The organism is Piscinibacter gummiphilus (genome assembly GCF_032681285.1).
Classification (GTDB): domain Bacteria; phylum Pseudomonadota; class Gammaproteobacteria; order Burkholderiales; family Burkholderiaceae_C; genus Rhizobacter; species Rhizobacter gummiphilus_A.
This window is the reverse complement of the sequence record NZ_CP136338.1, coordinates 94,116-120,686: the sequence shown is the minus strand read 5'-3', so window position 1 is coordinate 120,686 and position 26,571 is coordinate 94,116. Positions and strand designations below refer to the sequence as shown.

Annotated in this window: 20 protein-coding genes and 3 pseudogenes; 6 read left to right on the top strand and 17 right to left on the bottom strand. The window is 61.5% G+C overall.

The annotated features are described in order from the left end of the window. The 4 genes from RXV79_RS28075 to tnpA (RXV79_RS28060) all read right to left on the bottom strand — a co-directional run bounded on the left by RXV79_RS28075 (position 1) and on the right by tnpA (RXV79_RS28060) (position 2,864). Positions 1-582: a plasmid pRiA4b ORF-3 family protein gene (locus RXV79_RS28075; protein ID WP_316704610.1), complete on the bottom strand. Its 582-nt coding sequence runs from the start codon at positions 580-582 to the stop codon at positions 1-3. Then, positions 579-2,126, bottom strand: coding sequence for an IS66 family transposase (gene tnpC, locus RXV79_RS28070; RefSeq protein ID WP_413816722.1), 1,548 nt, complete (start codon positions 2,124-2,126; stop codon positions 579-581). Before tnpC (RXV79_RS28070) ends, RXV79_RS28075 begins: the two co-directional genes overlap by 4 nt. Positions 2,127-2,190: 64 nt before the next feature. Next, positions 2,191-2,523 carry an IS66 family insertion sequence element accessory protein TnpB gene (tnpB, locus tag RXV79_RS28065; RefSeq protein ID WP_316704609.1) on the bottom strand — a complete coding sequence of 111 codons (333 nt, stop codon included), beginning with the start codon at positions 2,521-2,523 and terminating at the stop codon, positions 2,191-2,193. Beyond that, positions 2,520-2,864: an IS66-like element accessory protein TnpA gene (gene tnpA, locus RXV79_RS28060; RefSeq protein ID WP_316704607.1), complete on the bottom strand. Its 345-nt coding sequence runs from the start codon at positions 2,862-2,864 to the stop codon at positions 2,520-2,522. Before tnpA (RXV79_RS28060) ends, tnpB (RXV79_RS28065) begins: the two co-directional genes overlap by 4 nt. Positions 2,865-2,885: 21 nt before the next feature. On the opposite strand from tnpA (RXV79_RS28060), the gene RXV79_RS28055 reads away from it, so the two are divergent. From RXV79_RS28055 to RXV79_RS28040, 4 genes are all read left to right on the top strand, one after another. Beyond that, positions 2,886-3,773, top strand: a complete 888-nt coding sequence (locus RXV79_RS28055) for a hypothetical protein (RefSeq protein WP_316704606.1) — start codon at positions 2,886-2,888, stop codon at positions 3,771-3,773. Positions 3,774-3,802: 29 nt separating this feature from the next. Further along, positions 3,803-4,609, top strand: coding sequence for an AHH domain-containing protein (locus tag RXV79_RS28050; protein ID WP_316704605.1), 807 nt, complete (start codon positions 3,803-3,805; stop codon positions 4,607-4,609). Next, the gene (locus RXV79_RS28045) at positions 4,606-5,211 is read left to right on the top strand and encodes a hypothetical protein (RefSeq protein ID WP_316704603.1); all 606 of its coding nucleotides are present in this window, start codon (positions 4,606-4,608) and stop codon (positions 5,209-5,211) included. Before RXV79_RS28050 ends, RXV79_RS28045 begins: the two co-directional genes overlap by 4 nt. Before the next feature lie 109 nt (positions 5,212-5,320). Further along, positions 5,321-5,521 carry a hypothetical protein gene (locus tag RXV79_RS28040; protein WP_316704601.1) on the top strand — a complete coding sequence of 67 codons (201 nt, stop codon included), beginning with the start codon at positions 5,321-5,323 and terminating at the stop codon, positions 5,519-5,521. A 15-nt stretch (positions 5,522-5,536) separates the two neighbouring features. Here the strand turns inward: RXV79_RS28040 and tnpC (RXV79_RS28035) are convergent, their stop codons facing one another. The 3 genes from tnpC (RXV79_RS28035) to tnpA (RXV79_RS28025) all read right to left on the bottom strand — a co-directional run bounded on the left by tnpC (RXV79_RS28035) (position 5,537) and on the right by tnpA (RXV79_RS28025) (position 7,796). Continuing rightward, on the bottom strand, positions 5,537-7,060 hold the full coding sequence (tnpC, locus tag RXV79_RS28035; RefSeq protein ID WP_413816721.1) for an IS66 family transposase: 1,524 nt from the start codon (positions 7,058-7,060) through the stop codon (positions 5,537-5,539). Between the two features lie 62 nt (positions 7,061-7,122). Continuing rightward, positions 7,123-7,455 carry an IS66 family insertion sequence element accessory protein TnpB gene (tnpB, locus tag RXV79_RS28030; RefSeq protein WP_316704599.1) on the bottom strand — a complete coding sequence of 111 codons (333 nt, stop codon included), beginning with the start codon at positions 7,453-7,455 and terminating at the stop codon, positions 7,123-7,125. Beyond that, complete coding sequence (gene tnpA, locus RXV79_RS28025) at positions 7,452-7,796, bottom strand: IS66-like element accessory protein TnpA (RefSeq protein WP_316704596.1); 345 nt, start codon at positions 7,794-7,796, stop codon at positions 7,452-7,454. Before tnpA (RXV79_RS28025) ends, tnpB (RXV79_RS28030) begins: the two co-directional genes overlap by 4 nt. A gap of 429 nt (positions 7,797-8,225) precedes the next feature. On the opposite strand from tnpA (RXV79_RS28025), the gene RXV79_RS28020 reads away from it, so the two are divergent. Beyond that, positions 8,226-10,448, top strand: coding sequence for a UvrD-helicase domain-containing protein (locus tag RXV79_RS28020; RefSeq protein WP_316704594.1), 2,223 nt, complete (start codon positions 8,226-8,228; stop codon positions 10,446-10,448). Between the two features lie 41 nt (positions 10,449-10,489). Here RXV79_RS28020 and RXV79_RS28015 read toward each other — a convergent pair whose 3' ends face one another. The 6 genes and pseudogenes from RXV79_RS28015 to RXV79_RS27990 form a co-directional block, all read right to left on the bottom strand. Further along, positions 10,490-11,923 (bottom strand): hypothetical protein, encoded by a 1,434-nt coding sequence (locus RXV79_RS28015; protein WP_316704592.1) that lies wholly within the window; start codon positions 11,921-11,923, stop codon positions 10,490-10,492. 171 nt (positions 11,924-12,094) lie between these two features. Then, a complete protein-coding gene (locus RXV79_RS28010) occupies positions 12,095-12,781 on the bottom strand; it encodes a hypothetical protein (RefSeq protein WP_316704590.1) in 687 nt (228 codons plus the stop codon). A 65-nt stretch (positions 12,782-12,846) separates the two neighbouring features. Continuing rightward, positions 12,847-13,284, bottom strand: coding sequence for a DUF7829 domain-containing protein (locus tag RXV79_RS28005; RefSeq protein ID WP_316704588.1), 438 nt, complete (start codon positions 13,282-13,284; stop codon positions 12,847-12,849). A gap of 254 nt (positions 13,285-13,538) precedes the next feature. Further along, a complete protein-coding gene (locus tag RXV79_RS28000; protein ID WP_196996221.1) occupies positions 13,539-16,241 on the bottom strand; it encodes a Tn3 family transposase in 2,703 nt (900 codons plus the stop codon). A 145-nt stretch (positions 16,242-16,386) separates the two neighbouring features. Beyond that, positions 16,387-16,635: pseudogene (locus RXV79_RS27995) on the bottom strand (IS91 family transposase); the annotation flags it as partial. A gap of 108 nt (positions 16,636-16,743) precedes the next feature. Continuing rightward, positions 16,744-18,027, bottom strand: coding sequence for a dihydrolipoyl dehydrogenase family protein (locus RXV79_RS27990; RefSeq protein WP_316704734.1), 1,284 nt, complete (start codon positions 18,025-18,027; stop codon positions 16,744-16,746). Between RXV79_RS27990 and RXV79_RS27985 the strand changes: the two are divergent. Next, positions 17,917-18,906: pseudogene (locus RXV79_RS27985) on the top strand (NAD-binding protein); the annotation flags it as partial. The gene RXV79_RS27990 and the pseudogene RXV79_RS27985 overlap by 111 nt on opposite strands. 121 nt (positions 18,907-19,027) lie before the next feature. Here RXV79_RS27985 and RXV79_RS27980 read toward each other — a convergent pair. The 4 genes and pseudogenes from RXV79_RS27980 to RXV79_RS27965 all read right to left on the bottom strand — a co-directional run bounded on the left by RXV79_RS27980 (position 19,028) and on the right by RXV79_RS27965 (position 26,272). After that, positions 19,028-20,020: a Bug family tripartite tricarboxylate transporter substrate binding protein gene (locus RXV79_RS27980; protein WP_187723858.1), complete on the bottom strand. Its 993-nt coding sequence runs from the start codon at positions 20,018-20,020 to the stop codon at positions 19,028-19,030. 119 nt (positions 20,021-20,139) lie between these two features. Then, positions 20,140-21,789: a carboxylesterase/lipase family protein gene (locus RXV79_RS27975; RefSeq protein ID WP_316704581.1), complete on the bottom strand. Its 1,650-nt coding sequence runs from the start codon at positions 21,787-21,789 to the stop codon at positions 20,140-20,142. Positions 21,790-22,058: 269 nt separating this feature from the next. Then, positions 22,059-23,213: pseudogene (locus RXV79_RS27970) on the bottom strand (IS91-like element ISPps1 family transposase); the annotation flags it as partial. Positions 23,214-23,356: 143 nt separating this feature from the next. Next, a complete protein-coding gene (locus RXV79_RS27965) occupies positions 23,357-26,272 on the bottom strand; it encodes a Tn3-like element IS1071 family transposase (RefSeq protein WP_003049965.1) in 2,916 nt (971 codons plus the stop codon). Positions 26,273-26,571 lie beyond the last annotated feature (299 nt).

The following is a 26,571-nucleotide window of genomic DNA, read 5'->3' as shown; positions in this document are numbered from 1 at the left end:
TCAGCGCAGCTTGCGGATCGCCATATTGGCGGTGTTCATGCTGAAGGCTTTGGCATCGAAGGGGCCGCCCCACCAGCGCCAGTAGTCGGCATGCTGTTCATGTGCCGGGTTGTGCATGGCCTCCAGGAAGTCCATGTAGCCCGGCGGGCCGCCGACGTCTTCCGGCGGGCAAGCGTTCTCGCCGGCCACGCACATCGGCCAATCGTTTTGCCCTGGCTGCACGGGCAACCGCTGTTCGACCGTGATGCGATGGTCCCAGCCGTCACCGAAGTCGTAGCTGTAGTTGAAGACCTGGACGTGTTCTCTCAGCACGGCGCCCACGGTGAACTTGCGGTCATCCTGCAAGTCTGCGCTGCCGCCCCATTGCTCATCAGGAATGCCATAGCGCTGCTGCTCGATATGCCAGTCGTGCAGATGGCTGTTGGTCCAGCCCATCGCGGCCTGGACGATGCGGTCCAGTTTGGCGAGCTTGGTGGTGTCGGGCACCAGGATGCGCCGCCAGATCAGTGGCTGGATGTGCTGCAGTTCAATGCGCAGTTGGTAGACGTGCCGCGGCTGGCTGCGCTGGAACTTGGTGCTCATGCGACCAGTGTCGCCGCACCGCCCGCCCAGCGGTGGGGAAGCAGTTGCGCGATCTGGCTGGCCGGCTGTGTTGGCAGCCGCTCGAACACGTCACGCAGGTAGGCATACGGGTCAAGCCCGTTGAGCTTGGCCGAGTGGATCAGGCTCATCACCGCCGCAGCCCGCTTACCCGCGCGCAAGCTGCCGGCGAACAGCCAGTTCTGCCGTCCCAGTGCGATGGGACGGATGCGGTTCTCCACCCAGTTGTTGTCGATGGGCAGGTCCCCGTCATCGAGGTAGCGCGTCAGCGCCACCCAACGCTTGAGGCTGTAGTCGATGGCCCGAGCGGTGGCTGAGCCATCCGGCACTCGCTGGCGCTGCTGCCGCAGCCACTGGTTCAGTGCATCGGCCAACGGCCGGGCTGCTCGGCGGGCTTCAAGCCTGGCTCGGCTATCGGTGTTGGCCACGGTCCGCTCCACTTCGTAGAGCTGGCCGAAGAACTTCAGCGCCTGCTCGCCGACCTGGCTGCCATGGTTGGCCCAGAGCTCGTGGAACTTGCGCCGCGCGTGCGCCATGCAGCCTGCCTCGGTCACGCCCAGCTCGAAGCAGGCCTTGTAGCCGGCGAAGTCGTCGCACACGAGCTTGCCCTGCCAAGCTGGCTTGCCCGGCGTTCCCGGCAAGCCAAGAAAGTCACGAGCGTGCTGGCCGCCGCGGCTGTCGGCGAAGTCGAAGACGACGGCCTGCAGCGGGCTGAACTGCGTGCTGCAGTAGCTCCACAGGTAGGCCCGATGAGTCTTGCCGTCGCGCTGACCGGCGGGCTTGAGCATCGCCACCGGCGTCTCGTCGGCATGCAGCACCGGCTGGCGCAGCAGCTCGGCGGTCAGCGCGTCAACGAGCGGCTGCAATTGCACGCCGCACTCGCCAACCCACTGCGCCAGCGTGGAGCGCGAGATGGCGTGGCCGGCGCGCTCGAAGATGGCCTCCTGCCGGTACAGCGGCAGGTGGTCCAGGTACTTGGCGACCAGCACCTGGGCCAGCAGGCCGGTCGTCGGCAGGCCCTTGTCGATGATGTGTGGCGCGACCGGCGCCTGCACGATCCGCTCGCAGCACTTGCACACCCATTTGCCGCGGATGTGGCGTTCGACGGTGAAGACGCCGGGCTGGTAGTCCAGCTTCTCGGCCACGTCCTCGCCGATGCGCTGCATGGCCTGGCCGCAACCGCAGGTGGTGTTCTCGGGCTCGTGGCGCACATCGCGGCGGGGCAGGTGCGCCGGCAGCTTCTCGCGCCGGGGCTGTTGTCGCTCGCCGGCAGCCCGGCTGGGCTGCAGCCCTTCAATCTCGGCAGCCACTGCCGCCAGGTCGCTGTCCAGCGTCTCGTCCAGCAAGCTCTTCTGCTCGGCGCTGAAGCGCTCGCTCTGGGCGGCGAACTTCAACCGCTTGAGGATGGCGTTCTCGTGCGTGAGCTTGTCGATGACGGCCTGCTTGAACGCGGCTTCGGCGCGTGAGGCCCGCAGGGCGTCGCGCAGTTGCTGGGCATCGAGCGTGTCGAGGTCATCGGCAATCACGAGACGTGATGCTGCCCGGCGCAGACCGAGCTGCCCATCGGCAGATGCCGCAATGGACGCGGAGCTACAGCAGCGTGATGACGCCGGCCTCGCCGACGTGCTGCCAGGGCAGGCCCAGCACCAGGGCGTCGAACTGGGCGCGGTTCAGGTTCAACGTGCCGGTCACGTCGCGTGGCCACACGAAGCGGCCGGTGTTCAAGCGACGAGCCGCCAGCCACACGCCGATGCCGTCATGCACAAGCACCTTCATCCGGTTGGCGCGGCGGTTGGCGAAGAGGTAGGCGTGGTGGGGCCGGGCAGCACCGAAGACAGCGACCACACGCCGCAGTGCGGCCTCGGTGCCGGCTCGCATGTCCAGTGGCTCGACTGCCAGCCACAGCGCGTCGACCCGGATCAACGCAGCATCTCGCGCAGCCAGGCGGCGCAGGCCGTAGCGCCATTCAACGGCCAGCGCACGCGCACGTGGACCGCGCCGCGTTGCAGCTCCAATTCGATGGGCTGCGGCGGATCAGATGGCGGGACCTCAGAGACCACCGACACGGGGACGAAGGCGGGTGAGTTGCGAATCTCGCCGTCGTCGGCAGCCAGGCGGCGCCACTTGTGAACGAGATTGGCGTTGAGGCCGTAGCTCACCGCGACCTGGGCCACCGACGCGCCTGGGGCCGCGCATGCGGCAATGACTTGCCGCTTCAGCTTTGCATCGTGACGCCGGCGGCGGGCCGGCTTGGCGTCTGACATGGTGTCCACCTAACTTGTTTGGTGGGCACCATCCTGGCTGCCGGCCACGGGCTGTTCAAGGTGAGTTGGCCGGACGGTTACACTGAGAACCCCGACGGCACGATTCTGAACTGGGCATGGTGGAAGAGCACCGTCAGCCGTTCGATAGAGAAGACTGTCGAAGAGAGGCGGCGTGAACTTGAGGTGCACCTGCGGCGCGCCGAGCAACTTGCCGACGACGTGGTCGCCGGTACCGAAAAAGCCAAGAAGATCTACAAACATCGACAACAGATTGCCGCGATCCCCGAGCTCATTGCACACGGAGACGGCGCGGCGATCATGGCGTTCATCCGTGGTCCGCTTAAAGATATCGACCCGGAGATGTCTGCCAACATTCTGGCCAATCCAGAGCTTCCGTACGCCATCGCGCTGGTCCAGGATCACGATAGCCTTTTGACGTACCTGTCCTACGTTTCGCTGACGTTGGAAGCGATCCCTCCTAACTTCTATGTGTACGCCGTCGGAAAAGGGGCGACATATGTTGTCTTGGAGCTGGTGCTGACCATTGTCCTAGGCATCCTGACTGAAGGTGCCTTCGTCGCCGCACGCGTCGCAACGCTGCTGGCGCGCTTTGCGACATCAGGCGCTCGAGCCGCTGGCACGGCTCGCAAGCTCAAGAAGGCGGACGCGGCCATCAAGTCGTTCAAACGCGCGATGAACGAGTTTGTCGAGAGCAAGCGGGAGATGATGGATCTGGGGCGGAAGCTTAACTTCGCGCGCCCCAAAGGGCTGGTGGTCAACGGTCGCACCAAGCAGACGCTTCACGCAAAGAAAGAAAACACAAAGCGGGACAAACGATGCAAATGCTGCGGCAGCACGGCTCATGGTAGCCCCCGCAGTCAAGGCAATAGCGTGCTCGTCTATCGGTAAAGCGGACTAAGCAACCAACAAGAGGCAACATGGGGAAGAGGAAGCCCACGTCAGTGGCGGCTAAAAAGAAGCCTACTGAGCCAGCAAAGAAGCCAGCAGACAAGGAAAGCGAGTTTGGCCACGGGTCGTCGCTCAAGAAGAACTCCGACTACCTCGGAGCCATTACTGCCCGCATCCGAACGATTCGAAGCCACCCGCGACATCACAACGTCGGCATGCAGGCGCATCATTTGATTTCGTCCTACGCCGTCAACGATCTGTTGCCAACGCAGGTGCGCAAGAACATCGAGTACTTCAACTACAACATCAACTGCCTGGAGAACCTGGTATTCCTGCCCTGTACTCTTCAAGGTGCATGCCACCTTGGGGTTCAGTTACATCGAGGGAATCACACGGCCATCGGAAAGCCAGATGAACAGGACGCGACGGAGAACGATTCGGCAGTGTTTCTGCCATATCACAATTCGGTCGCTGTGCGCTTGAAGGCCATCGCTCCTCTTATGAAGAAGCATTGCGTCGGCGAGCTTGAAAAGGCGGAGTTGCACAAGCTGTCAGCAGAGATTTGCGGAGAACTCAACAAGGTCAGTGGGACCGTCCTTCTGCTCATTCAGAATGCTCCATCTCAAATGCCTCTTACAAAGCTGTACGCATTCTTCCAACCAGGCCATGGCGTGGGTTGCGGTGGTGTCGACAACATCCCTGCTGACAGCGCCATGCATGCGAAGCAACACTGTGCCGTGGGTCGAGATCACCTCCAGCGCCAGCGCGATGGCCAAAATGTGGAAAACATCAAATACAAGAAGGTCGCGCCCTACCTTCTGGAGGTTGGCAAATGAGTCACTTCACTGAGCAGTACTTCATCATCCAAGCAGATTGGATGAACGAGAGCGTGCCGTTTCTCCGCGCCGATGACACCACTTCGATGCGCGACTATCAGACTGAGGTACTTCCACTTGGCGCCCCACTCGTCTTCACGAACGGAAATCGGGAGCGCAACAAAAAGGAAGGAGTCAAAGACGTCGTCGCGAACATTCTCTTCGAAGGTGCTGACATCGTCGTCAAGGCTTCGATCAGGGAAAAATTGCTTGAGTTTGATCTCAAGAATGTGAGCCTGTACCCGGCCATCTACATCGATGGCGACGAAAAGTGGCATGAGGATTATTGGTATGTCACCTTCACATCAAAGCTCGATTGTTGGGATCGGCAGGCGTCTCAGTTCCTGGGCGAACCAGTCGAATTGGGAGGCGAGCGTTTGCATGAAGTTCTCAAGTTCGAACTTAACGACAAGGTCTTGAACGAGATTCCGCTGAAAGATCGGCTGCTCTTCAAGATGGGCGAGTGCATGCCTGATCATGTAGTCGCTCATGAGAGCCTGCTCAAGGTGTTCCGCGGCGGCAACCTCTCCGGGGTGAAGTTCGTAAAACTCTCAGAGTACTGACTTTCCAAACGATCGCGGTTGATCGGCTTGGAGCGATCGGCTGACGCAGAATCGGTGATGCCGATAGGAGAGGCGTTTGCGTCAGCACTGGGCTCCGTCGAAGTTGGGAATGATCTTCACTTCCAGCGAGCCTTGGTCGCTCTATCTGGAAGGGGAGGTGTTGACCTTCGAAGCGAGCGAGTCTCACGGCAATCGATTGGAGATCGCTCCGGAAACGCTGACGGTCCGCTTAGGAGTTTTGTGGGCAACGGTTACTTTCACCGAAGCCAATCGTCATCAACACCGTAAGCGTCCGGCGAACCCGTCTTGACGACAGGCGCGGTGATCAGGCCGAAGCAGTCGGTCGCCAGTGATGCGGCAAGAGTTCGCCGATCCGGCTGGCCGGCTGCGCGGGTAGCCGATCGAGCACGTCTCGGATGTAGGCGTACGGGTCGATCTTGTTGAGCTTGGCCGAGTGGATCAGACTCATAGCGGCGGCGGCACGCTTACCCGCGCGCAGTGACCCAGCGAACAGCCAGTTCTGCCGCCCCAGTGCAATCGGCCGGATGCGGTTTTCCACCCAGTTGTTGTCGATCGGCAGATCACCGTCATCGAGGAAGCGCGTCAGCGCCTCCCAGCGGTTCAGGCTGTAGTCGATCGCACGCGCGGTAGCCGATCCATCGGGGATCTTCTGTCGCTGCTGCCGCAGCCACTGGTGTAGCGCGTCGGCCACCGGTCGTGACCGTCGTCGCGCTTCGAGCCTGGCCTTGCTGTCGCCGGTCGCTGCCTCGCGCTCCACCTCGTACAGCTGGCCGAAGAACTTCAGCGCCTGCTCGCCCACCTGGCTGCCATGGTTGGCCCACAGCTCGTGGAACTTGCGCCGTGCGTGCGCCATGCAGCCGACCTCGGTCACGCCCAGATCGAAGCAAGCCTTGTAGCCGCTGAAGTCGTCGCACACGAGTTGGCCGCGCCAGCCTTGTTCGCCCGGCAGGCCGAGGAAGGCTCTTGCATGTTGGCCGCCGCGGCTTTCAGCGAAGTCGAAGACGACCGCCTTCAGCGGATTGAACTGCGTGGAGCAGTAGCTCCACAGGTACGCCCGGTGCGTCTTGCCATGGCCAGGCTTGAGCATGGCCACCGGCGTCTCGTCAGCATGCAGCACCGGCTGGCGCAGCAGCTCAGCGGCCAAGGCGTCCACCAGCGGCTGCAACTGCACGCCGCACTCGCCCACCCATTGCGCCAGTGTCGAGCGGGCGATCACGTGCCCGGCGCGCTCGAAGATCGCCTCCTGGCGGTACAGCGGCAGGTGATCCAGGTACTTGGCCACCAACACCTGGGCGAGCAGGCCAGCCGTTGGCAACCCCTTGTCGATGACGTGTGGCGCCACCGGCGCCTGGATCAGCTTCTCGCAACACTTGCACGCCCACTTGCCGCGGATGTGGCGCTCCACCGAGAACACGCCGGGCTGGTAGTCCAGCTTCTCGGCCACGTCCTCGCCGATGCGCTGCATCGGCTTGCCGCAGCCGCAGGTGGTGCTCTCGGGCTCGTGGTGAATCTCGCGGCGCGGCAGGTTCGCCGGCAGCTTTTCGCGCCTGGGCACCTGCTTGTTGCCTGCGGGCTTGGTCGAGGGGTTCAGCGCCTCGATCTCGGCCGCCACCGCCGCCAGATCGCTGTCCAGCGTCTCTTCGAGCAGGCTCTTCTGTTCGGCGCTGTAGCGCTCGCTCTGCGCCGCGAACTTCAAGCGCTTGAGGATCGCGTTCTCGTGCGTGAGCTTGTCGATGACCGCCTGCTTGAATGCCACCTCGGCGCGCGAGGCGCGCAGCCGCTCGCGCAGTTGCTCAGGATCCAGCGTGTCGAGGTCGTCGGCGATCACGGAGCGTGATCGTGCCTGGGTCCACATTCGCCAGCACATCGGCAGATGCCGCAATGGACGCGCTACAGCAGCGTGATCACACCGGCCTCGCCGATGCGTTGCCAGGGCAGGCCCAGCACGAGCGCATCGAACTGGGCCTGGTTCAGCGTCAGCGTGCCGGTGATATCCCGGGGCCAGGCGAACTTGCCGCTGTTGAGCCGTCTGGCTGCCAGCCACACGCCGATGCCATCGTGCACGAGCACCTTCATGCGGTTGGCACGGCGGTTGGCGAAGAGGTAGGCGTGATGGGGGCGCGCGGCACCGAACACCGAGATCACACGGGCCAATGCGGCCTCGGTGCCGGCTCGCATGTCCAGCGGTTCGATCGCCAGCCACATCGCATCGATGCGGATCACTGGAGCAGCTCGCGCATCCAGGCCGACAGGTCCATCGCCGCGCTCATCGGCCAGCGCAGCTTGACCGTGATGCCGCCGCGGCGCAACTCGACCTCGATGGCGCGTTCTTCCGTTGGCCGGGGCGCCACCGGTGGCACGGCTACGGGAACGAACGACCCGGTCACCGAGATCGCCCCAGCCTCGCGTGCCAGCTTGCGCCAACCGTGCACGATGTTGGCGTTGATCCCATGCGCCATCGCCACCTTGGCCACTGACGCACCTGGCTGATCGCACTCGGCCAGGATCTGCGCCTTCAATTCCTGCCCGTAGCGTCGGCGCTTGCGACTGTTCTCCGTTCCCATCGTGTCCAGCTATTCGTTAACTGGACAGGATCGTTATCGCCGGCTCACCGCAATTCAAGACGGGTTCGGCGGACGCTTACTCAACACCTTCTTGACGGCCTTCCAAATGCGCAGGCCCGTAAGCTCAGGCAAGCGGTCGGACTGGTCGTCGCTGCGATACGGCGCCGAATTCGGACAGCCGAGCTGGCGAGCCAGTTTGCGCCCGCGCTCAACGAGGTCGTTCGATGGGCTGCTGACACCAAGGCAGCATGCCTTGAGCAACTGCGGCAGCGTGGCTGGCTCAGTGAAGAGTTCAAGAGCCGCGTCTCAGCAGGGCAGCCTTCTGCGCTTACACATCTCCTCATAGAGCCTGAGGTAGCCGGGTTTCTCAAGGCAGAGTCGAGTGGTGCCCAGGAGAGTGTTGCCTTTTGGCAGAAGCCATTCTCTACAGTGGCCGATGCGATCAACCAACGTCAGATGAGGCAAGAGCTCGTCGAGTCGAGAGCCTTCTTCGACTCTGTTGAGAAGTCGCCCTTGACGCAGGAGCAGGCCGAAGCCGTGATCTGCTTTGATAGTCGAGTGTTGCTGGTCGCGTCGGCCGGTTCAGGCAAGACATCGACGATGGTGGCCAAGGCGGGCTACGCACTAAAACGGAACTACTTTTCTCCCGATGAGATGCTGCTCCTGGCATTCAACAACGATGCTGCGGTGGAGATGCGGGAGCGAATCAAAGCGCGTTTGAAGCCTTTGGGCTTGCCGGCAGAGCGCGTCGCAGCAAAGACGTTTCATGCCTTCGGTCTGGAAGTCATCGGCAACTCCACCGGAAGACGTCCGTCTGTTGCTACATGGGTGCAGACCGGCCAAGAGCAGGAAGCACTCTTGGAAATGGTGGATGAACTTAAAAGCGTTGACCCTGTTTTCCGGACGCAATGGGATTTGTTCCGTCTCATCTTCGGCCAAGACCTGCCCCGCTTTGGAAGCGAGGCCTCGAACCCAGATGCTTGGGACAAGCAGGCGAGCAGAGATGGGTTTCGAACCTTGAACAACGAGGTCGTTCGCAGTCGCGGTGAACTCGTGATTGCGAACTGGCTGTTCTACAACGGCGTCCGCTACTTGTACGAGGCGCCCTACAGGGTGGACACCGCAGATGCATCGCATCGTCAGTATCAGCCAGATTTCTACCTGCCAGATGCCGATGCCTATCTCGAGCATTGGGCGCTCGATGCCAATGGTGAACCTCCGTCGGAGTTCGTCGGCTACAAGGAGGGCATGACCTGGAAGAAGCAGCTGCATGCGCTGCATGGCACCCGCCTTCTCGAAACGACGATGGCTGATCTTTGGTCCGGCCGGGCCTTCATCTACCTGGAGCACGAACTCAGGCGGCTGGGCGTCACCCTTGACGCCAACCCAGATCGGCCGATACCCGGGCGGCAGCCCGTAGAGAGCCCTCGACTTGTTGGGACGATTCGGTCATTCCTGACCCATGCGAAGAGCAACAGACTGTCGATCAGAGAGCTTCACCAGCGCCTCAATGCAGGCACGGCCGGGCACTTCAAGTACCGCCACGCGCTTTTCCTCAGCATCTTTGAGAAGCTTTGGGCACGCTGGGAGGAGCGGCTGCGTGCGCACAAGGCGATTGACTTCGAGGACATGCTGAATCTTGCATCGGAGTTCATCGAACAAGGTCGATGGGACAGCCCGTACAAGCTGGTGATGGTCGACGAGTTTCAGGATGTCAGTCATGCCCGGGCTCGCATCCTCTCTGCTTTGACTAGCAAGCCGTACACGCATCTCTTCGCGGTTGGAGACGATTGGCAGAGCATCAACCGGTTTGCGGGTGCGGATCTCTCGGTGATGACGGGGTTCGAGTCCATGTTTGGCAAGGCCGTCACGATGACTTTGGCGACGACCTTCCGATGCCCGCAGGCGCTTTGCGACATCAGCAGCCACTTCGTTCAGAAGAATCCTCGGCAACTACGCAAGAACGTGAAGTCGCCAAAGCCGAACGTGGTTGACCCGGTGCGCATCGTCCGCGCCCGTGATGAATCTGAAATGCGCTCGGCGATCGAGGCGGTGGTCGACAAGATCGCATGCGAGCAGTCCGACGGCACGAAAGCCTCTGTGTTGGTGCTCGGGCGCTATGGGCGCGATGCGGCCAATCTTCCATCGCGCTTTGATGCTGACAGGGTGGAGGTGAAGTTCCACACGGTGCACTCATCGAAAGGCCTAGAGAGGGATCATGTGATCGTGCCTCGAATGAGCTCGGAGACCCTCGGCTTCCCCAGCCAAGTGGTTGACGACCCTGTGCTGCAGCTGGCCATGCCCGGTGGTGATTCGTATGTGTTTGCCGAAGAGAGGCGTCTCTTCTACGTTGCGTTGACCCGCGCTCGGCAAACGGTGACGCTGGTGACGATCGCGCGCAAAGAGTCGGCTTTCATAACCGAGTTGATTCGAGACCACCGCATCAGAGTGCAAGACGTCGATGGAATGGAGAGTGACTCTGACTTGTGCCCAACGTGCGGTATCGGCTTTGTCATTCCAAAGACAGGACGCTATGGACGTTTCTTTGGTTGCTCAAACCATCCCAGATGCAAGTACTCCCGGAATGCCGAAACGAATAGCGGTCGACTTCCAGATGGAGCCGAGAGGACCACGCGGTTTAGTGGTCGGTAGACCGGTTTTGCAAGAGGCCGGTCCTCATACGGTCGATGTCGCTAGAGGTCAGAGCGGCCACGAGAGCAAATCACGCCTGCGCTGTAGAAGCAGCCCTCGGTTGCCGCAGGACTGAAGGACTCCCATGGGCGGCGTCCACAGATTTCGGGGCTCGCTGTGGCGAGAGGTGCTCGACAAGCTTTGAAAAACGGGCAGGCACGGCTGACAGCCGGAGGCGTCTCTGAGAACACTCCGTTGAAGGTATGGGCATCCGTTAGATGGAATAGTGCTTGTGCTGCTCCGATTTCTCGGGTCAGCTCGACCGGAACCTCAATCTCTGAAAAGTACAACAGCTCCTGCGAGTCCGTGCTGGTATCAATCTCCTGAACGACGGGGCAAGTAGGCAGCGAACGGAGCATCGCAACCATGGGTACTAAGTCCGGCATGGTTTCGACAGGGCCCAATTCAAAGAACTCGTCCTCCAGTCTCCTGTTGAACAAGTCGTTTGCCCAACCGGCCATCCGTTGAAGGCCCCGTCCGGCAAGGCCGCGCGTTGCAAAGGGTGCAACTTCTCGCTGTAAGCTCTCCTCGAGAATGAGTTGGACGGCCGAGCGGAAGAAGTCCTTGCTGTTTGCCAAGAAGATGCGGATGAGGTCGGACTCACGGACACTCAAGTCGGCTATCTTGCAGGCTTCAGCGAGCTGCACGAATGCAGCACCAGGATCTGTGCTTTGAAGCGCAAGAACACACACACGGCAGAGAAATCCGCTGGTAGGACTGAAGCCGGCAATGCCCTCGAATACCGCTCTAGCAGTTAGGTATGGGTAGGCAGGTAGCTGCTTTCTTACCTCACCTGCCGATGCTCCGAACTTCTCGTACAGAAGACACTCGGCCTCAATCGCGCAACCTTCCATTAAAACGTCGCCGCCAAGCTGGATCTCGATGCTCGCGAGTCCGACTCCAAGTTCGCTTGCATCAAAGATGGCACTGACGTGATGAGCATCAATCTTCTGGGGCCCGATCACTAGCTGAAAGTCGCTACTCTCTATTCGCATAAGCGGTGGATGTGCCTTCGCTCGGCGAAGCGCGTTCAACGCGTTGCCTCCGGCACTACCGCGGAGGTGCCGCCGCCATGCCAGCACGCTTCGCGACTCCTCCTGTTCCCCCGACGACAGAACCCGTTCTCCGTGTGACTTGCCTTCACTGTCGACCGTGCTGCAATAGAGGCGCACTAAGCGCAGCTGCACGAAGAAGTCATAGAGCCCTACAACGGTCGAATAGTTGTGGATAAAGTGCAAATATTCGTGCACAAACACCGCGAACCTATGCAGCGTAGGCTCGTTTTCTGGATGCCAGAACGACGCATCGCGACCAAGTCGAATAAGAGAGTGGTTTCGAGCGTAGCTCCCCAGCGCGACGCCACGGAGATACTCAGAGAACTCAGCCTCCTCTGCCCCTATGCGGGGTTGAGCAACTGCACGAGCCTCGAGGATCATGAACGTCTCCTATAGATTGCGCCTAGCGCTAAGTCGTTGGTCGATTTGAGGAGTGCGGATGGTGAGGCTTTGCGTAAACGACTAGCCTTCGTATTGCCGCTCTGGCACGCTCCGCAACTGTCTTGCGCGTGCAGGCGCAGAGCGCGGAGTTGGTGACCGTTGCGTTTCAGCCTAAAGCTCTTTGGCGCCGCGTGGAAACTTCTCGGCCACGAGCTTGTCGACGATCGGGTACAGGGCACTGAGCACAGCATCGATTGCGCCATAGAGGTTGTCTAGGCTGGCTTGGCCGATATCCCAGACTTGATCTGAATGCTCATAGTTGTCCCCCACGAACCCGAAAAAGATCTTCAGAGGCGATCCCCCAGGTGGCGTGACTTCCACCATCTTCCTTTCGTGCTCGCTGCCGCCAGGAAGGCGATCTGCGAAGTGCTCGAAACTGTGTCTCGCAGCTTTGTAGTGATGCCACATCTTGGCATTCTTCGTGTATGCCTTTCGAGCCTCCCGGAATGCGGGGTCTTTGGTGAGTGTCTCAAGCATCTCCGAGCAGTTGTGCCACGCAATAAAGTAGAAATGAGTCTCGTAGATGAGTGAGGCTGCGGCGTCGCGATATCCCTCAACGAAATTCTTCATTGCCAGCCAGCCATCAGCGGCCCTTGGCTCGTTCGCCACGATGTATCGCGCAGAAACGGCCTTTGCTTCTTGCATACGCTCAAGTTGCTTTGCGGCGGCCGCCTTATAGGTGAGCAGGCGGTTGTAGGCATAAGACGCAGCTTGAGCGTATTCGTCGGACGCGATGGCGTTGATCTTGTCGGCATAAGGTGCCTGTATCAATAACTCTGCGAAGCTCAGTTGTTCCATCGGATCCTTTCTTGCCCTTGAAACCTGGACTCGGACGTCTTGTTAGGTACTTAGGCGGCAATCATTTACGGCCACACAGGCAGCGGCACAAGTTCGGGGAATAGAAACTCAACCAGAAGTTGATGCGACTGATCTGACGCGAACTTCTCCGGGTCCTCTTTCATCTCAAACAAGTACGACCGTACCCGTTTTGCCCAGTTGCCACTTCGATCTTGTTCCTTTAGCAGGCCTGCGCGGCCATACACCTGCAACGCCCTACGGAACCACAAAAGGTATCGAGGGTGCGAAGCCGCAACGTAGTGCGCGACTTCGATAAAGTGCTTGCGATTGAGGCCGATTGGCTTACCCAGCTTCGCCGAATACATTGCGTTGAGGATGGCGACCGGAAGGCGAAACTCTTCGCCATAGAAGCGCAGGGGGGTGTCCACAAGCATGCCCCAATCTCCCCAGTGTTTGGGAGTGTCCGCAGGAAACGCCACAAGGGCGTCCTCTTGGTCATACATGGAAGAGTGTTCGGCCGCGATCTGCAAGAACCATCGCTCGAACTCCTGCGGCCAGCCATCCCGCCCAGCGGCTGCATCAAGAGCCTCCTGCTTAACAGCCTCGGAATAGTCGGGGTCTCCTCGTTTTCAGTGCAATAAGTGACGGTACGAAAAGCTAGCACTGGCGCGGAGGTGGTGTTGGTAGATCGTTGATTTCATTGACTTTCCTGTTCACTTTCAAATCTGCGATTCGTGGCGTCAAACCGTGGTCGGTTTCATCCATTGGTGCCAGTTATCGATGCATTTGGCCGCGAAGGCAGGATTTGGTCAGCATAGCGGTCAACCGGGAAGCGAAACACACCCCGCAAGTTGATGCTCTCCAGCCTGGTGGGCGCAATCTTCCCGATCAGTTCCGGTGGAATGACCTGGCGGCGGTTCGACCAGCGATCCAGGACCGCCTGCATCTGTGAGGTATTCCACGCCATCACGATGTTGGCCATCAGGCTCAACGCATCGGCCACAGCCTGCATTTCATCGACACGTTTGGCCTGCGCCGGGCTGATCCGGCCGGTATAAATGGCGCGCTTGAGGGCGTTAACAGCCTCGCCCCGATTGAGCACCCGGCGCAACTCGTTCCTGAAAGCGTCCTTGACAAAGTAGTCAGCCAAAAACGCCGTACGCAGCAACCGCCCCAATTGCACGCCAGCCTCATAGATTGGATCGCCCTGGGCGGCAGAACCGAACCGCGCAAGAGCTGCCACCGCACTGGCATGTCCGCTCATGACCGAGGCTGCCAGGTGCACCAGACTATCCCAATGCTTTTCGATCAAAGCGACGTCGACATTGGCTTCGCACACCGCAGCGATTTCTGCGGGCACTTTGGTGCCGCGTGGCACAAAGAGGTGGCGCTGTTTGAGTTCCTTCAACCGCGGGCAAAGATCAAAACCAAGCAAACGGGCATGTGACATGGCAAAGTCGGTGTAGCCATGGGTATCCACAGCAAGCTGGCTGGTCTCCAGCTTTTCTTGGCGGATGACACCTTCAATGGCCACGCCCGCCTGGCGCTCATTGAGCACAAAGGGCTGCGCATGGAAGATGCCCCACCGGTCTTTTACATGGGAGTAGATTCCAATGGAAGGTGTGTTGCGCCGAGGATCAAGCCGGGCTTGCCACACCCGTTTGGTGGTCTCCATGCTCATCATGTCAGAAGATGCCAAATCGGACCGCCCCCAGGTGGCGGCAATCGGGTGTCGCTGCATGAATTCCAGCACAGCCTGGCAGGCCTGGCTCAGACGCCGTTCGTCCCGCGCCCAGCGCATGGCCTGGCGAATGCTGGTGGCAGACAATTGCGGAATCATGCGCGCGCATTCGACCGCAGTCAGACTGGTGCCGTGGGCCATGATGCCGGCATAGACCATCAGCAGCTCGTCGGTAGAGCGCGGCTCACGTCCGAGCATGATCCAGCTAAAGCGCACCTGGGCGTCAACGGCCAGAATCACTTCCGGCAATTGAACCTCACCGATGCGGTGATCCAAAGCCGCGCGCAGCTTGGTCACTTCTGGGTCTTCGTCCTCTGCGGGCAATGGCGACAAATGGAGTTCATCATCCACGCGCAGTACGCCACTGCGGGCTGCAGCGGCCACCGCATCGACACCGGCAGTTACTCTGGCCAGCAAAGGCTTCAAGAAAGTGGCAGCCTTGCTGGGTAACGATAGACGGGCATAGTGTTTCTTGGACTCTGCCTGCCAACGCTCGTCCGTGAAGAACAAGCGCGCACGACCCCGAAAGCTCAGGCTGTGCTCAATCCAGACCGAGCCATTGCGCACCGCGCGGCGCAGGGCAAACAGGGTGGCCACCTCCAACGCCTGAAACGCCCGTTCCCGGTCTGGGCTGGAGATCGAAACCTGCCAGATCATTCCCAGACTTGGTGCCACCACTTCAACTGGCAGCTTTCTGGATCCTTTGAGATATAAAGCTTGCAGCTTGGCAAGGTACTCGATGGCAGGATGCTCGCCGGTGGCCTGCCAGGGCAGCTTTGCAATGGCGACGAGCAACGACCGCACGGGGCGAATTCCATCAATCAATCCCTCGCGGACCAGGGAGGCCCTGCTCGGTGGTTTGCGTTTCTGGGTTTCGGTGATCAAGGCTTCAAGACGGGCACGCAACTCAGCATCTGGCACCGCACCTTGCGCGCTCAAGGCAACAAGTTCGCCGAGCAGCGTTTTGTACATTGCGGCCCAATTGACGGTAGCGGGGACATCGGCGGCAGCCTGACGCCACAGATCGGCGATCCGGCGCTGCACCATAAGGATCAACTGGTCTGTGGTGGTGAACAGGCAATACCGAAGAAAGCATGCGACCTCCACGGTGCGCGCTGGCTCTTTGATCTTGGCTCCGGCTGAGGGCGGCCTGGAGACAAGTCGGCGCGCGTAGCGGCGCAAGATGAGATCGGGGATGTCTGCCAGGTGCTTATGAACGTCCAGCGTGTAAAGCAGGTCGATGCGCTCCAGTACCTCGCTGATTTGGCGGGTTGAGTGTTTCGCCGGTGCAGCCCATAGCCAACTCTGCTGGGTTTGTCCATCTGGGCGCAGCTCTGAAACTGAGGCTCGCCAGCGATCAAGTGTTGCTGGATCAACGCTGGCGGCGATGGCGGTGCCTGTTTCAACTTCAAGCTGGGCAAGTGCCGCCGCAATCAGTGTCCGAATTGCCCGCTCGTGCACGATCACCAGCTTGTTCTTGTACAGCCATTGACGCGCCCGCACGAGTACTGGAATTACCCGAAAGGCACCGAGCAAACGCCCACTCATGCGCAGGAAACCAATATGGAGCGCCAGACCAAGCTTGTGGGAATCACCTCGGCGTGCATTGATTGCGTCGCGCTCGGCACCATCGAAGGTGAAAAATGCCTTCATCTCGAAGTCGCTGATATCGCGGGGGAGCCCACGCATCCCCAAAAACGTTGTGTGCCAACCCTGCATCGTGAACCTCAAAAGTGGGAGGCCACCATACCCGTTTACAAAGCGAACAGGAAAGTCAATGAAATCAACGGTCTACCCAGACCACCCCCGCGCCAGTGCTAGCTTTGCGTACCGTCACTTATTGCACTGAAAACGAGGAGACCCCAAAGTAGTCGTGCCCACAGTCGCCGCAGCGAGCGCGGGCAAAGCCATGGGCAAAGATGCCGCACTCAAGATACTTGGCAAACGCTTTGCGCACGAAGGGCTTGGGGGTGTGGTGGTCGCCCTGGCCGTCGAACTGACCCGCGCTGGCCAACTCTAGCCAGGTCTCGTAGTGCTCGGCTACCATTTGGTAGAGCAGCGTGCGTTCGGGGTGGCGTGGGTTGTAGAGCTTGGGCTTGGAAGTGGCTGACATGAATACTGTACAAATGCACAGTATTCTGCGGCGATTGTTTGGGTACGCAAAGCACAAGGCCCGAACCGTCGCCAGTTCGGGCCTTGTCAGGGTAGCTTGGCTGCGGACTTACTTGCGCGCAGGCGGCACATCCGTGCAGCTGCCATGCGCCACTTCCGCCGCCATGCCGATGCTCTCGCCCAGCGTGGGGTGCGGGTGGATGGTCTTGCCGATGTCCACCGCGTCGGCGCCCATCTCGATGGCCAGGGCGATCTCGCCGATCATGTCGCCGGCGTGCGTGCCGACGATGCCGCCGCCCAGGATCTTGCCGTGGCCCCGGCCAGCATGGCCGTCTCCTGATCCTGCTTCGGGGCTGTCGTCGAACAGCAGCTTGGTGACGCCTTCGTCGCGGCCGTTGGCAATGGCGCGGCCCGAGGCCGCCCAGGGGAACAGGCCCTTCTTGACCTTGATGCCCTGCTGCTTGGCCTGGTCTTCGGTCAGGCCCACCCAGGCCACTTCGGGGTCGGTGTAGGCCACGCTGGGGATCACGCGGGCGTTGAAGGCGGCGCTGGCCAGTTCCTTGTTGCCCTGCAATTCGCCGGCGATCACTTCCGCCGCCACATGCGCCTCGTGCACCGCCTTGTGCGCCAGCATGGGCTGGCCCACGATGTCGCCGATGGCGAAGATGTGCGGCACATTGGTGCGCATCTGGATGTCCACGTTGATGAAACCGCGGTCCGTCACAGACACGCCGGCCTTGTCGGCAGCGATCTTCTTGCCGTTGGGGGTGCGGCCCACGGCCTGCAGCACCAGGTCGTAGGTGCCTTCGCTCTTCGTGCCGTCCAGGCCCTCGAACTGCACCTGGATGCCTTCGGGCGTGGCCTGGGCGCCCACGGTCTTGGTCTTGAGCAGGATGTTGTCGAAGCGGTGCTTGTTCATCTTCTCCCAGACCTTGACGAGGTCGCGGTCCGCGCCCTGCATCAGGCCGTCCATCATCTCGACCACGTCCAGGCGGGCGCCCAGCGTGCTGTACACCGTGCCCATTTCCAGGCCGATGATGCCGCCGCCGACGATGAGCATCTTTTGGGGCACGCCCTGCAGCGCCAGTGCGCCGGTGGAGTCCACCACGCGCGGATCGTCGGGCATGAAGGGCAGGCGCACGGCCTGGCTGCCAGCGGCGATGATGGCCTTCTTGAACGCCACCACCTTTTTGCTGCCGGTCTTGTCCTGGCCGGTGCCGGTGGTTTCGCGGGATCGGCGCTGTTGGTGAGCAGGGCGGCAGCGGAGGCTGCGGTGGCCGACAGCGTGATCCTGCGCACGCCCTGGGGCATGCTGGCGCTGCTGCTGGGCTTCCTGGGCATCAAGGCACTGGTGATCTGGACGCTGGCGCGCGTGACCGCCATGCCCTACCAGGAGCGGCCGGTGTTCACGCTGCTGCTGGCGCAGGGCGGCGAGTTCGCCTTCGTGGTGTTCCAGGCCGGCGCGGGCTTTCGCGCGATTCCGGCCGAGATGGCGTCGCTGCTGATCGGCGCGGTAGCCTTGTCCATGCTGATCAGCCCGCTGCTGCTGGTGCTGCTGGACCGGGTGCTGCTCAAGCGCTTTGCCACGCTGAAGACCGCCCCGCAGGCGCAGGAGATCTCCGAGCCGCAGTCGGCGCCGGTGATCATTGCCGGCTTCGGGCGCTATGGGCAGATCGTGGCGCGCATGATGCTGGCGCAGGGCGTGCCCGCCACGGTGCTGGACCACAGCGTGGAGATGCTGGAGGTGGCCCACACCTTTGGCTACCGCGTGTTCTATGGCGACGCCACGCGCGTGAACCTGCTGCGCATGGCCGGCGCCGAGCATGCGCGCATCCTGGTGGTGGCGGTGGACGCGCCGGAGCAGTCGCTCAAGATCGTGCAACTGGCGAAGAAGCACTTTCCCCAGTTGCAGATCGTGGCGCGCGCGCGCGACGTGACGCACTGGCACGCGCTGCGCGATCTGGGCGTGGAGCATGTGGAACGCGAGGTGTTCGAGTCCAGCCTGCGCACCGCACGCACGGTGCTGGAGCTCAACGGCCTGTCGCCGCAAGAGGCCGACACCTTGGCCGAGCGCTTCCGCGCGCACAACATGGCGCTGTCCAACCGCATGTACGAGCACCACAACGACCGCGAGGCCATGATCGCCGTCGCCAAGCAGGGCCGCGCCCAGCTGGTGGAGCAGATGGCCAAGGAGCGCCAGGAACGCATGGCCGCGGCGGAGGCTGGCGCCGGCCTGCCGCCCGATGTGCCCCAGGCACCCAAGGCTCCATAACAAAAGAGCCTGTAGCGCCCACCTATCAAGCGCTACAAGCTCTCGTATCAATAGCAGATTACCGCTACCCCTCCACACGCCGTGTGAGGGAGGGTAAGGGGCTGAACCGCTCAGCGAAGGGTCAGTCGGCCGTCGCGCCGGACTCCTTCACCACCTTGCCCCACTTCACGCTTTCGGCCTTGATGAAGGCGGCGAACTGCTCGGGTGTCTCGGCCACTACGTCACCGCCCTGCTCGGCGATCTTCTTCTTCACGTCGGCCTGGTTCAGCACCTTGATCAGCGCGGCGTGCAGCTTGTCCAGCACCGGCTTGGGCGTGCCGGCCGGCGCAAACATGCCGAACCAGGAGGTTGCCTCGTAGCCGGGCACGCCGGCTTCGGCGATGGTCGGCACGTCAGGCAGCTCGGGCGAGCGCTTGGCGGTGGTCACGGCGATGGGGCGCAGCTTGCCCGAGCGCACGTGCTGGATGGCCGAGGGCATGTTGTCGAACATGACGGAGGTCTGGCCGCCCAGCAGGTCGGTCATGGCGGGGGCGCTGCCCTTGTAGGGGATGTGCAGCAGATCGGTGCCGGTCATGCTCTTGAAGAGCTCGCCCGACACGTGGGGCGACGCGCCGCTGCCGGGCGAGCCATACGTGATCTTGCCGGGGTTGGCCTTGGCATAGGCGATCATTTCCTTCACGGTCTTGAACGGCTGGCTGGGGTGTGCGACCAACAGGTTGGGCACCGTGGCCACGCGCGACAGCGGCGCAAAGTCCTTCACCGGGTCGAAGGGCATCTTCTTGTACAGCGACTGGTTGATGGCGTGCGTGCCCACCGTGCCCATGAACAGGGTGTAGCCGTCGGCCGCGGCCTTGGCGGCCAGCGATCCGCCAATGTTGCCGCCCGCTCCGGGCTTGTTGTCCACCACGACGGACTGGCCCAGCTCGGTGGTGAGGCCCTGGCCCACGATGCGCGCCAGGATGTCGGTGGTGCCGCCGGCCGAGAACGGCACGATGATGGTGATGGGCTTGGTGGGGAAGTTCTGCGCCAGGGCGCCCAGGGGCAGCGCGCCGGCGGCGGCCACGGCCAGGGAGGCCAGCAGCGTGCGGCGGGTGGTGTGATGAAGGTTGGTCATGCTTGTTTCCTCTTTCTCTAGGATTGGATGAATGGAAGGAAGCGGCGTGGGCAGCGCAGCAAGCCGCACTGCATCGCCGCCCGCGGTCTCAGCCGCGCAGGAACTGCGCCAGGGCTTGATCAAAAAGTCAGTGATGTCCAGGCCGTGTTGCACTTGTGGTCGGTCTCGAACGTGGCCAGTTCCCTGATGCCGCCAGCGGAGGCGACGTCCAGTCCGAGCACCTTGGTCGGTCCCGTAAATGCAGGCCATGACGTCGCCACCGGGTCGCCATTATTCGGATTGCTGGTGCGGGCAAAGTTGGTCCAGTAGCGTGCCATGCTGGCCTGCAGGTCGCGGTGTTCCGCGGTCTCCAGGTCACGCAGGTTGAACAGGTACTGGAGCTCATACGTGTGACCTGCCCCCTGGTTGAAACTGATGGTGTTGCGGCCGATCGACGGGATCGCAGTCCGGTCCCGGAACTCGTACATGAAGATTGGCGTTGCCTGGCTCAGTACCCGCTTCGACAGGTTCAACGCCGGACAGGAAAAGCGCACGTCGGTGCCGGCCGCCGTCGCCGCGAGGCTGGGTTGCTGCGCGGTATTGGTGCCGTAATCCGTCAGTGGATATACCGTGGCGAGCGATGGTGGCAGACCGAGCGAGGTCTGCAGATAGGAAGGGTACTGGGCAGCGGTCAGCGGCCCCGCCACCAGTTCGCGCGATGCAACGAAGTACGACCACTCGTCTTGGTTGGAGCCATTGACCAGCGGCACCTTGTTGTTCTCCCCGGCGACGAAAGTCGCCTTGATGGACTTGGGCAAAACCTTGCCATCCACCGAAGGCACGGGGCTCCAGTTGGCCGTGGTGAAGGCGGTCGCGAGCTGGTTGTTGACAAGCTCGGCGGACAAGCCGCGCAAACATGCCGCGTCGACGGTGGGGCAGCTAACGCCGGCTGCGGCCAGCGCGCTGTTGACGATCGACGTGCTCTGCGCTTCAAGCTGCGCCTGTGTCAGCTGGCGATCGAATCCGTAGCCGCCGCTTTGGACGATGGCCTTGGCGAACAGACCCTTGGATAGCGGTGACGCCAGGTGTGTCATCACGCTGAAGCCGCCGGCGGATTCGCCGAAGATGGTGACATTGGACTTGTCGCCGCCGAACGCGGCGATATTGTCCTGCACCCAGCGCAGTGCTGCCTGCTGGTCCATGATGCCGTAGTTGCCGACCGTGCCGTCCGCGGCGCGCAGCGACGGATGGCCCAGGAAACCCATGGCGCCCATGCGGTAGGCGATGTTGACAACGATGACGCCCTTGCTGACCAGGGGCGACGGGTCGGCATAGGTGATGGTGCCGCCGATGCTGAAGGCGCCGCCGTGGATCCACACCATGACAGGGAAGGGGCCTTCGCCGGTGGCAGGGGCATGGACGTCGAGGTAGAGGCAGTCCTCGGTGCCGTTGGGCAGGCGGAGGGGATCGGTGGCGCCGCCGGTTTGCAGGCAGGGCGCATTAGACTGGGTCTTCGCCAGCGGGGCGGCCCAGGATTGAGGCGGCGCCGGCGGCATCCAGCGCAGGTTGCCCACCGGAGGCGCGGCAAAAGGTATCCCGAAATAGCTGCGCATGCCGAGGCGGTCCACAGCCTGGACCTGGCCTGCGACCGTAGTGGCAACGGCGGGTGCGCCCTGGTTGTTACTACTGCTGTCGTTGTCGCTGCCACCGTATGCAGCAAGTACGCTGAGGCCGGCGAGTGCAAGAATTGTGGGAAATCGGATCGCTTTAGTTAGGGAACGGCTATTCATTCAATGTCTCCTGAAGGATCTTGGTATGTGTTTTACCCTGCGAAATGTTGTTTTATTTATTTCCGCGCGAACGATGCTACCACGGATAGGAAATTCAACCGCATGAGGCCAAGTATGGCACGAGTTTTGGGCCTCGAAACACGTTCGGCCAAGGAAGGTTGAGCGCTCGCTTGCCGCTCAATGGCAAGAGCTTGGGAGGCAGTATGCATTTGGGCCTGGCGCGCGCGCAGCTGCTTCCCCGCAGCGATGGATACCGCCGCTTCACTGGGTCACCAATTGACGCGCTGGTCTACCTCGTCGGGTTGAGCTGCCAGATCCCAATCCGGCTCGCCTTGCGCACCATCATCCACCGGCGCGTCGCAGCCCTCCCACAGCGGTGGCCCGCGTGCCGGGGTGATGTGCGGGGGGGCAGACTCCACCCCGATGTGGTTCAGGATGTGGCGGATTTCGGCGCTGTGGGTGATGAAGGCAATGATGCGCATCTGCCCACCGCACATGGGGCACAGCAGCGGAAATGCCTCGTAGATGCGGGCAATCAGCACCGCCCACAAGTAATGCGCCGCTCGCTTCGGGCGTGCTTCAGGTTCGGGTGTGGGTGTGGCCGCGTTGCCCGGCGCCGCCACCCCAGGTACGCCCGCGCCAGGTTGTGCAGTCTCCACCGTGGCTGGTTGCGACGCAGCAGGCTGAGCCAGCGCCGTTACCGCCGCTCTCAGCGGCGAGTTTGGTGCCAGCACACCAAAGTAGCGGTGCCGGTGGGTGCGTGGCGGTGGCACCAGCGCGGCGATGCGGTCGATCAGTTCCAGCGGTGTGAGGTGCAGCTCATCTGCCTTGGCACCACGCTTGTCACTGGTGGGCTCGCTGCGCTGTTTGGCACAGCGGTACACCAGTTTGCTTCCCTCTTTGCGTAGGCGCTCCATGGAAAACGGTGGACGCGCGCAATAGCGCAGCAGCCGCTCCAGCGCAGCGCGGTCGTGGGCTTCGATGCAGACACCGGCGTCCACCGAGAAGCCGCTGTGTTTGTAGCCCAGCATGTCTTTGGCGTCACAGTTCTCCAGCAGGCCCCGAGCAACGAAGGCGCGCAGGATGCGTTTTTGCAGTGTGGTCTGCACTGGGGCCACGGTAGCCGCATCGATGCCGGTGGCCGCGTGAAAGATGACACCCGGCGATGAGATTCGAGGGGTCGCATCAGCATCGCCCTCGCCCTCCACTTCCTCAAACACCCCGTCCACCACACAAACGTGGAAGTGGACGTGTTCATTGAGGCTGGAGCCGAATCGGTGAATGAAGGCGATGGCACCGATGTGCAGGCCTGCCTTGTCCATATGGGCCGCACCGGGGCTGTGGGTCTGCAGAGTTTGTGCGATCACCCGCAGAAAGATGCGCAGCACCATGCTCAGCACCGCTCCGTCGCGTTGCATGAAGTAGGGGTCTCCTCGTTTTCAGTGCAATAAGTGACGGTACGAAAAGCTAGCACTGGCGCGGAGGTGGTGTTGGTAGATCGTTGATTTCATTGACTTTCCTGTTCACTTTCAAATCTGCGATTCGTGGCGTCAAACCGTGGTCGGTTTCATCCATTGGTGCCAGTTATCGATGCATTTGGCCGCGAAGGCAGGATTTGGTCAGCATAGCGGTCAACCGGGAAGCGAAACACACCCCGCAAGTTGATGCTCTCCAGCCTGGTGGGCGCAATCTTCCCGATCAGTTCCGGTGGAATGACCTGGCGGCGGTTCGACCAGCGATCCAGGACCGCCTGCATCTGTGAGGTATTCCACGCCATCACGATGTTGGCCATCAGGCTCAACGCATCGGCCACAGCCTGCATTTCATCGACACGTTTGGCCTGCGCCGGGCTGATCCGGCCGGTATAAATGGCGCGCTTGAGGGCGTTAACAGCCTCGCCCCGATTGAGCACCCGGCGCAACTCGTTCCTGAAAGCGTCCTTGACAAAGTAGTCAGCCAAAAACGCCGTACGCAGCAACCGCCCCAATTGCACGCCAGCCTCATAGATTGGATCGCCCTGGGCGGCAGAACCGAACCGCGCAAGAGCTGCCACCGCACTGGCATGTCCGCTCATGACCGAGGCTGCCAGGTGCACCAGACTATCCCAATGCTTTTCGATCAAAGCGACGTCGACATTGGCTTCGCACACCGCAGCGATTTCTGCGGGCACTTTGGTGCCGCGTGGCACAAAGAGGTGGCGCTGTTTGAGTTCCTTCAACCGCGGGCAAAGATCAAAACCAAGCAAACGGGCATGTGACATGGCAAAGTCGGTGTAGCCATGGGTATCCACAGCAAGCTGGCTGGTCTCCAGCTTTTCTTGGCGGATGACACCTTCAATGGCCACGCCCGCCTGGCGCTCATTGAGCACAAAGGGCTGCGCATGGAAGATGCCCCACCGGTCTTTTACATGGGAGTAGATTCCAATGGAAGGTGTGTTGCGCCGAGGATCAAGCCGGGCTTGCCACACCCGTTTGGTGGTCTCCATGCTCATCATGTCAGAAGATGCCAAATCGGACCGCCCCCAGGTGGCGGCAATCGGGTGTCGCTGCATGAATTCCAGCACAGCCTGGCAGGCCTGGCTCAGACGCCGTTCGTCCCGCGCCCAGCGCATGGCCTGGCGAATGCTGGTGGCAGACAATTGCGGAATCATGCGCGCGCATTCGACCGCAGTCAGACTGGTGCCGTGGGCCATGATGCCGGCATAGACCATCAGCAGCTCGTCGGTAGAGCGCGGCTCACGTCCGAGCATGATCCAGCTAAAGCGCACCTGGGCGTCAACGGCCAGAATCACTTCCGGCAATTGAACCTCACCGATGCGGTGATCCAAAGCCGCGCGCAGCTTGGTCACTTCTGGGTCTTCGTCCTCTGCGGGCAATGGCGACAAATGGAGTTCATCATCCACGCGCAGTACGCCACTGCGGGCTGCAGCGGCCACCGCATCGACACCGGCAGTTACTCTGGCCAGCAAAGGCTTCAAGAAAGTGGCAGCCTTGCTGGGTAACGATAGACGGGCATAGTGTTTCTTGGACTCTGCCTGCCAACGCTCGTCCGTGAAGAACAAGCGCGCACGACCCCGAAAGCTCAGGCTGTGCTCAATCCAGACCGAGCCATTGCGCACCGCGCGGCGCAGGGCAAACAGGGTGGCCACCTCCAACGCCTGAAACGCCCGTTCCCGGTCTGGGCTGGAGATCGAAACCTGCCAGATCATTCCCAGACTTGGTGCCACCACTTCAACTGGCAGCTTTCTGGATCCTTTGAGATATAAAGCTTGCAGCTTGGCAAGGTACTCGATGGCAGGATGCTCGCCGGTGGCCTGCCAGGGCAGCTTTGCAATGGCGACGAGCAACGACCGCACGGGGCGAATTCCATCAATCAATCCCTCGCGGACCAGGGAGGCCCTGCTCGGTGGTTTGCGTTTCTGGGTTTCGGTGATCAAGGCTTCAAGACGGGCACGCAACTCAGCATCTGGCACCGCACCTTGCGCGCTCAAGGCAACAAGTTCGCCGAGCAGCGTTTTGTACATTGCGGCCCAATTGACGGTAGCGGGGACATCGGCGGCAGCCTGACGCCACAGATCGGCGATCCGGCGCTGCACCATAAGGATCAACTGGTCTGTGGTGGTGAACAGGCAATACCGAAGAAAGCATGCGACCTCCACGGTGCGCGCTGGCTCTTTGATCTTGGCTCCGGCTGAGGGCGGCCTGGAGACAAGTCGGCGCGCGTAGCGGCGCAAGATGAGATCGGGGATGTCTGCCAGGTGCTTATGAACGTCCAGCGTGTAAAGCAGGTCGATGCGCTCCAGTACCTCGCTGATTTGGCGGGTTGAGTGTTTCGCCGGTGCAGCCCATAGCCAACTCTGCTGGGTTTGTCCATCTGGGCGCAGCTCTGAAACTGAGGCTCGCCAGCGATCAAGTGTTGCTGGATCAACGCTGGCGGCGATGGCGGTGCCTGTTTCAACTTCAAGCTGGGCAAGTGCCGCCGCAATCAGTGTCCGAATTGCCCGCTCGTGCACGATCACCAGCTTGTTCTTGTACAGCCATTGACGCGCCCGCACGAGTAGCTGATCGCGGTCGGCGCAGCGCGCCACTTCGTCGCGCAGTTCACGTACCAGTGAGCGGCGCTGGTGCTCGCTCATCCACTGGAATCCAAGGACCGTGCAGGCTACTTGTTGGTGATCGAATAGCGTGCGCCCGCGTTCATACATGGCTCTCAGCGAGGCGACTTCTGGTGCTGCAATGCCAAGCTCGTTGCCAAGGTGGCGCCACAAGGCTACTGGAATTACCCGAAAGGCACCGAGCAAACGCCCACTCATGCGCAGGAAACCAATATGGAGCGCCAGACCAAGCTTGTGGGAATCACCTCGGCGTGCATTGATTGCGTCGCGCTCGGCACCATCGAAGGTGAAAAATGCCTTCATCTCGAAGTCGCTGATATCGCGGGGGAGCCCACGCATCCCCAAAAACGTTGTGTGCCAACCCTGCATCGTGAACCTCAAAAGTGGGAGGCCACCATACCCGTTTACAAAGCGAACAGGAAAGTCAATGAAATCAACGGTCTACCCAGACCACCCCCGCGCCAGTGCTAGCTTTGCGTACCGTCACTTATTGCACTGAAAACGAGGAGACCCCAAGGTGAGTTGGCCGGACGGTTACGGTCTTCCTTCGACGCCCGGACCTCTGCGAGCAGCTTTCGACGAGGCCTTCGCGTCGAGACCGTGACGAGCCAGTGGCGGCCCGAGGCTCGCCGGCCCGTAGCATCGTCCAGCGCCAGTTTGCTCTCTGA